The 7440-nt window shown below is 34.1% G+C and carries 7 protein-coding genes and 2 pseudogenes; all 9 read right to left on the reverse strand.

Annotated elements, in window-relative coordinates:
• Positions 1-952: pseudogene (locus tag JCM7501_RS12130) on the reverse strand (PhoH family protein); the annotation flags it as partial.
• A 5-nt stretch (positions 953-957) separates the two neighbouring features.
• Positions 958-2145, reverse strand: coding sequence for a sporulation protein YqfD (gene yqfD / locus JCM7501_RS12135; RefSeq protein WP_013150169.1), 1188 nt, complete (start codon positions 2143-2145; stop codon positions 958-960).
• A gap of 11 nt (positions 2146-2156) precedes the next feature.
• Entirely contained in the window at positions 2157-2426 is a 270-nt protein-coding gene (yqfC, locus tag JCM7501_RS12140) for a sporulation protein YqfC (RefSeq protein WP_012994997.1), read from the reverse strand.
• 139 nt (positions 2427-2565) lie between these two features.
• Positions 2566-3009: a GatB/YqeY domain-containing protein gene (locus tag JCM7501_RS12145; RefSeq protein WP_028992568.1), complete on the reverse strand. Its 444-nt coding sequence runs from the start codon at positions 3007-3009 to the stop codon at positions 2566-2568.
• A 14-nt stretch (positions 3010-3023) separates the two neighbouring features.
• Positions 3024-3209 carry a 30S ribosomal protein S21 gene (rpsU, locus tag JCM7501_RS12150; protein WP_012994995.1) on the reverse strand — a complete coding sequence of 62 codons (186 nt, stop codon included), beginning with the start codon at positions 3207-3209 and terminating at the stop codon, positions 3024-3026.
• 111 nt (positions 3210-3320) lie between these two features.
• Positions 3321-3665: a histidine triad nucleotide-binding protein gene (locus tag JCM7501_RS12155; RefSeq protein WP_012994994.1), complete on the reverse strand. Its 345-nt coding sequence runs from the start codon at positions 3663-3665 to the stop codon at positions 3321-3323.
• A gap of 36 nt (positions 3666-3701) precedes the next feature.
• Positions 3702-5051, reverse strand: a complete 1350-nt coding sequence (mtaB, locus tag JCM7501_RS12160; protein ID WP_013150167.1) for a tRNA (N(6)-L-threonylcarbamoyladenosine(37)-C(2))-methylthiotransferase MtaB — start codon at positions 5049-5051, stop codon at positions 3702-3704.
• Between the two features lie 200 nt (positions 5052-5251).
• On the reverse strand, positions 5252-6787 hold the full coding sequence (locus JCM7501_RS12165) for a mannosyltransferase YkcB-related protein (RefSeq protein WP_457921097.1): 1536 nt from the start codon (positions 6785-6787) through the stop codon (positions 5252-5254).
• Between the two features lie 6 nt (positions 6788-6793).
• A pseudogene (locus JCM7501_RS16815) lies at positions 6794-7377 on the reverse strand (glycosyltransferase family 39 protein); the annotation flags it as partial.
• Positions 7378-7440: the final 63 nt, after the last annotated feature.

A 7440-nucleotide genomic window follows, 5' to 3' on the forward strand; every position in this document is an offset into this window, starting at 1 on the left:
TACTTCTCATAAATTTCATAAGCTTTTATAATTTTAGCTACAAGAGGATGTCTTATCACATCTTCTTCAGAAAGCATTACAAACTCTATGCCTTCTATTCCTTTTAATATTTCCATAACCTCTTTCAAGCCAGATTTTTTCCCTCGTGGCAAATCTATTTGAGTTACGTCACCAGTTATAACAGCTTTAGAGCCAAAGCCTATACGTGTCAAAAACATTTTCATCTGTTCGGGAGTGGTATTTTGAGCCTCATCGAGTATTATAAAAGAATCGTCTAAAGTTCTACCTCTCATATAAGCTAGTGGTGCTACCTCAATTAAGCCTTTCTCCATGTACTTTTGGAAAACCTCTGCTCCTAAAATGTCGTAAAGAGCATCGTATAAAGGTCTTAAATAAGGGTCAACTTTTTCTTGCAAATCTCCTGGCAGAAAACCTAACTTTTCTCCTGCTTCAACAGCCGGCCTTGTTAAAATTATACGGCCTACTTCTTTGTTTTTCATGCTGTAATAGCCATTGCCATAGCCAAATAGGTCTTGCCTGTACCGGCAGGTCCTATTCCAAATACAATCTGATTTTTTCTCATAGCTTCTACATACTTCATTTGCCCATAAGTTTTGCACCGTATCTGTTTGCCTCTTGCTGTTATACAAACAATATCAGACATTAAAGATTTTAGTTTTTCTTCTTCTCCTGCCTCAATCATATTCATAGTGTATAAAACATTTTGAGTAGTAATCACATCTCCTTTTTCAATCATGCCCATCAACTTGTTAAAAAGTTTATTCGCAGACTCCACGTTTTTTTCTTCCCCCGTTATCTTAATAGTTCCTCCTCTTAACACTATCTTGACGTCCAATCCCTCTTCTATTAACTTAATATTTTCATCAAAGTTCCCAAATAAATTGGCAGCTTGATCTATATCCTCAATATTGATAGCCAATTCCTTAATCAATTTAGTCAGTTTTCCCCTCCTATATAAGAAATTTTTTCTTTCATTCCTATATCCTCTAAAACTTCTACAGTAATATTGGCCCTTAATATTTTATCCTGTATAATCACATAACTTTCTTTTTTGTTTAGTATTTTACTTTGAGGTCCTAAAACTTTCTCCAACTCTTTTAATGCTTTTTCAAAAGCGACATTTTTTGCTTCCTCTCTAGATAAAACAATAGTTTTAGGCTTAGTTTCGTAATACACTTCTTTTATTATTCTAATTGGAAAACCTTTTGATATTATCTCTTTTTCCTCTTTTTCAAAATTCTTAAAGTCTACTTTTTTAGGCGATATAGTTATAGTATTATTGCCAAATATTATTTTTGTAACGGTTATCTTGTTGTTTGTCCTTTCAAAGACTTCTTTTTTTAGCTCTGCGTCAGCATAAACTTCATACCATGTCCTTGCAATAATTTGACCATCAGCATGCACAAATCTTGTCTCTAGTCCTGGCTTTTCAATTATACCTGTAACAATTATATCTCCCGCTTTTACTGTATCTCCAACTTTTTTTATCGCTTCCCCTTCTAAAACCGTCATCTTATAAATTATACCATCTTTTTTAGCTATTATATTGCAAGGTTCATCTTTTGACAATACTTCTTGAGGTTTTGTTTTACCTACAACTTTTACAAAAGCATTAGTACCCTTTATATTTATTCCTACCCAGGATATATCATTGTTCTGTAATAAAAATTCGGTCTCTATTTTATTGACATCTATAGCAAATTTAGAAACCCCTGGCTTCAACCCCAAGTGTGAAAGCTTTTCTAAAACCATTTTTTCATTTACATTGTTGACGGTCTCTATATTAATTTCCCATATAAAAGTAGAAAATACATAAATCAGTATAATAGAAACTACCGCCCCAAAAACCAATGATTTTCTTCTTTTTAATCGCGAAATTACAAAGGGCAATCCTCTTTTAGAAATCACTGAAACACGACAGCTAGTTTTTTTCGCAAAAGACACTATTTCCTTAAAACCTTTTAAACTTACTTTTGCAACTACAGTTGTATAATTTTTCCGCTCAATATCCCAAATATAGACATCATTTACCATTATAAGATTTAAAAATTTTTCAATTGACAAACCTTCAATTTTAATAATAACATATCCTTTTATAAAATTCCATAATTTTATTGCAATCAAAAATACTCCTCCTATACCAATATTTCTATATTTGTTATTTCCCCGCTAATAGTTATGACCTCTGTCATTATAGAATTCACTATCATTTTTTTACCTAATATCCTAATGACTCCAATTGTTGTATTCACCCTAATCCTTTCAGGAATATACTCAATAATTCCCTTGTGGTTTTCTATAGTAACATGGTTTTTACCTATCAAAGTTACTTTAGGGAGATTAAGCAGTACCTCTTTTGGAAAGTCTATTGCATTTACAAGTTCGTTTTTTATCCCATCTCTCATAGCGTAGCCTCCCTTCTTTTAAAATTTTATGAGAAATAAAATTAAAAAAATTCTCTCCCTTTTTAATAGGCAACAGTTCTCTGGTATGGAGGATAAAATTACTAAAGGACTTGACACCTGATGGTATCAAGTCCTTTGTTTACTGTAAATATTTATTTACTATCTCTTTTACGAGGTTGCCATCTGCTCTCCCTTTTACCATTGGCATTACTTTTCCCATTACTTTTCCTATATCGCTTTTGGTTTTAGCACCCGTTTCTTCTATAACTTTTTTCACTATTTCCTCTATTTCCTCTTCGGATAGCTGCTTCGGTAAATAAGAAAGCATAATCTCAATTTCTTTTCTGGCTTTATCTACTAAGTCTTGCCTTCCACTTTTTTCGTAATCCGGCAATACTTCTTTTCTTTGTTTTATCTCCTTAGAAATTACATTAATTACCTCTTGGTCATCCAATTCTTTTTGAGTATCTTTTTCAACTTGGAGAATGGCAGCTCTTACCATGCTTAAAATATTCTTTTTAAAATTATCTTTCTTTTTCATAGCTTCTACCATGTCTTTGTATATTCGCTCTTTTAGGGTCATGGCAAGCACTTCCTTTATTTATTATATTTATATTTTCTTTTTCTTGCTGCTTCAGATTTCTTTTTACGTTTTACACTGGGACTCTCGTAATGCTCTCTTTTGCGAAGCTCTGATAAAACGCCTGCTTTAGAACATTGACGCCTAAATCTTCTCAGAGCATTGTCCAAGGATTCGTTTTCGCCGACTCTTACTTCAGCCACTACTCTCCCTCCCTCCAGATAAACTGCTCAAACTAAGCTGCGTATTTTGCTGCGATGTATTGCTTAAAATTCTCATTTTATTATACTCCTAAACCCATAATGTGTCAATGATTAACCTGGTGGCCAAGTCATAAATCTACCGCCTAAAAGATGAAAATGTATGTGATATACTGTTTGTCCCCCATCATTTCCACAGTTTGATACAATTCTATAACCTTTTTCGTCAATGCCCTCACTTTTTGCCAATTCTTTTGCTACCATATAGGCATGAGATACTACATGTTTGTTATTTTCATTTAAATCTAACAATGTAGGTATATGTTCTTTTGGCACAATGAGGATATGTACAGGTGCCTGGGGGTTAATGTCACGAAAAGCTACTACTAAATTATCTTCATAAACTATATTGGAAGATATCTCTTTATTTATAATTTTACAAAAAATACAATCTGACATCTTATCACCTCCTTTTCTTATATTCTACACGTCTGGTTAAATTCCTTCAATTTCTCCAATTAAGAAATTATCTTTTCTTTCCTTTATTTTTACTGGATAAATCTCATTTCTAAGTAACTTTATATCCCCTTTGACAGCTACACTTAAATAATTATCAGTCAAGCCTTCTACGTAACCCTTCATATTCTTAACAGGTTGTTCAAAAAGGACTTCCAAAGTTTTCCCTATAAAACTCTCCATAAATTTATATTCACACCTCTTAGACAATTCTATAAGCTTTTTACTCCTATCTTCTTTTATATGATTTGCCACTTGATTTGGGAAGCTATAAGCTCTTGTACCTTTTCTCCTTGAATATTTAAAAACATGCATTTTACTAAAGCAAATCTCTTCCACAAATTTGTAAGTCTCGAGAAACTCCTCTTCAGTCTCCCCAGGAAATCCCACCATCACATCTGTAGTTATCGCCACATCCTTGATGTATTTTCTCAACCTATCAATTACACTTTTATACTCCTTTGTAGTATACCTTCTTCCCATTCTTTTTAAGGTTTCATCACACCCACTTTGAAGGGATACATGATAATGCCTACACATCTTAGGCAACTTAGCTATTTCTTTTACAAATTCTTCCGTTAAAAAGACAGGCTCAATAGAACTCAGTCTTATCCGTTTTATGCCATCTATTTCATGAATTCTCTTTATAATGTCCAAAAGCCCAATATTTTTTAAATCCTTGCCATAGGAAGCTATGTGTATACCAGTAAGTACAATTTCTTTATACCCTGAATCAGCAAACCTTTTTACTTCCTCTAATATTTTTTCAGGCTCTCTACTTCTTACAGGTCCCCTAGCGTAAGGAATTATACAGTAAGTACAGTATTGATTGCAGCCGTCTTGAATCTTTACATATGCCCTTGTCCTTTCTGTATAGGCTGTCACCTCAAACTCTTCATATTCTTTTTGAGTCATTATATTATTTACCACACTCAACTTTTGATGTTTTTGTGTAAATTCTTCTACTAATTCCACTATTTTGTCTTTATTTTTGGTACCAATCGCTATATCCACTTCCGGAAGAGAAAAAACGTCTTTTGGACTTACTTGTACATAGCAGCCAACAGCTACTACCACCGCATTAGGATTTTTCTTTCTAGCTTTTCGTATCTCCTGCCTTGACTTCATATCACTTCTATTTGTTACAGTACAAGTGTTTATTACATAAACATCCGCTTTTTCGTCAAAATCAACTACTTCATAACCAGCTTTTTTAAAAAGCTCAGCCATGACTTCTGTCTCATATTGATTTACCTTACAGCCTAAAGTGTAAAAAGCCACAGCTTTTTTATGACCATTTCTTTTAAGAGATAAATCTACTCTTGTCACTTTTTAAGTGCTCCTCCTATTAAATCTTTTCTTCATATTATATCACATAAAAAGCACTTTCAGGAACTTTTATTTTTTCTGGAAGCCGTTGGCGTTGGAATTGTTTCATTAAATCAAGGAATCCCTTTTATTATACGGAATTCCTTGGGCTTTGTCTGCAGTCTGAAATGGCTACATTATTATAGCCATTTCAGAATATATCAATCGTTAATGTTAACCCCCTTTAGATCGTACAGTTGCCCAAAACTTCTATCATTAAAACCGCCAATATTAGGATTGCCTAAATTTGAATTTACATTATTTTCTACTTGATTTTGCTGATTATACGTCGTATTGGTATCACTCCACTCACTTTTCGAAACAACCTTGCCATTTTGTTGAACCCAATTCATTATTTCACTGTTTGAACCATTTCCTCTTCCATTTACTAGTACATATCTTACTTCACCTTTTTTGACTAACTGCTTAAATTGGTCTAAAGTCAGTATATTGTCAGTACCAGAAAAGCCTCCCAGTGCCATTACAGGTTCACCAGTTTTAATTATTATGTCTTCTGCATCCTGCGCTGAAGCAACAACAAGCAAATATTTTGCATTTCCTTTGTTCTTTTGTAAGAAACTTATTAATTTCTCATTAGAATTATCAACAGTAGTAGAGTCAAGATTTCTACCCTCTCTATTGTAGGCAAGGTCTAAACCGGCTGATGGGAAAGTCCCTGACATTGGATAAAATATGGTAGTCGCTGACCAAATTGTAGGAGCTACTAAAAGGCCTGCAAAAGCAGCAACAACCAGCACCTTCCTTAGCTTCATGTTTTTACTTTTTACTAAATTTAAAATAATAAGTATAGCTGCTGAGGCAAAGCATAAAACAGACAATACTATCATTATTATCTTAGGAATATTCGACATATTATAATGATACGACAATATTAAAATCTGAACTAAGCCGTTTATAATGAGGGCAACAGGTAAAATCCATGAAGTCCATCCACCTGTTTTATAAGATTGCCACATTGACACAAGACCAATGCCAACAAGTGCTGCAATTGGTGGTGCAAGCATGGTTAAATAATATGGATGGAATAAACCTGTTGAATAGCTAAAATACAGGAAAACCGGCAATAGCCATGAAATCCAAAATATCAATGATAATTTTTCTTTATTATCAAAAGGCCTTTTTAATTTTGTGTTTATAGAGGCTGATATAAATCCAAATATTGCAATAGGGAATAGCCATATTATCTGATCAGAAAGGCTATTGTTGGAAAATAGCCTGGTTATGCTAGCTTTTTCTTGGCCTCCAAAAGTTCCGCCCATTCCTCCTGCACGTTGCTGTATATTTCTTCCCTTATTGGCTGGTGGCATCATGTTGTTTTGACCATCCAGGCCGAAATTATTCTGCGGCGGATTGTATCCGTCAAATTGTTTGCCAAACATATCTTGCCCATATTGGTTTGGTATTTGAGGAATAGGAGCAAAATTGCTATCTCTATCATTAATTGGAGGCTGACCCTGCCTATCAGAAATTCTTATGCGGTTCGCACCGCTTGGAAAACCGCTATTTCCAATTCCTAGCCTTTCAAGGCCGTTATGGCCTATTATGAGTTCCATTACTGTATTGTTGGTGCTGCTTCCTACGTAAGGTCTATCCTCTTTAGGTACTAGGTCCACAATTATCGCCCACGACAAAGAAATTAAAAGTAAAACGACTGTAGCAATAGCCAACTGGGACATCCTTTTTTTAATAGGTACTGCAGAAGAAATAATATACGTAAAATACAAAGCTGGAATGATCATATATGCCTGCAACATTTTTATATTAAAGCCAATGCCGACTAAGGCAAAGCTTAAAAGAAGATATCTCAACTTACCTTTTTCCGCGGCTTTAAGCAAAAACAAAGAAGCTAAAAGCAAGGTTAAAACAAGCAAGTTATCTATCGTATTATTTCTGCTATCTGCTACAAAAACAGGCGTTACTGCGAGGGATAAAGCCGCAATGAGCCTGCTGTGCCGCCAAAACTTTTTTTTACGATAACATATATCAAGGCTACTGAAATAACCCCGGCAAAGGCTTGAGGAAAAATTAAGCTCCATCCCCTGAAACCAAATATTTTGGCAGAAATTGCCTGAATCCAAAAACCTAACGGCGGTTTGTCAACTGATACAAACCCAGCCGGATCAAAAGACACAAAGAAAAAATTTTTTAAGCTCATGGTCATGCTTTTTACAGCAGCAGCATAATACTTGTTTCCATATCCTTCTATACTTAAATTAGTAAAATTTAATACTGTCGACAAAGTTAAAATTAGTAATAATGTACACATCTCCTTCGAAATTTTTATTTTCCTCACCAGTAATTCCTCCTAACTAAATACCCATAACTTATT

This window comes from Thermoanaerobacter thermocopriae JCM 7501 (assembly GCF_001310975.1).
Taxonomy (GTDB): domain Bacteria; phylum Bacillota; class Thermoanaerobacteria; order Thermoanaerobacterales; family Thermoanaerobacteraceae; genus Thermoanaerobacter; species Thermoanaerobacter thermocopriae.

Coding starts and splice junctions, on each gene's coding strand:
- yqfC (WP_012994997.1), bottom strand. CDS start 2,426: ATGAGAGATGGGATAAAAAACGAACTTGTAAATGCAATAGACTTTCCA.
- JCM7501_RS12145 (WP_028992568.1), bottom strand. CDS start 3,009: ATGACCCTAAAAGAGCGAATATACAAAGACATGGTAGAAGCTATGAAA.
- JCM7501_RS12155 (WP_012994994.1), bottom strand. CDS start 3,665: ATGTCAGATTGTATTTTTTGTAAAATTATAAATAAAGAGATATCTTCC.
- JCM7501_RS12165 (WP_457921097.1), bottom strand. CDS start 6,787: ATGTCCCAGTTGGCTATTGCTACAGTCGTTTTACTTTTAATTTCTTTG.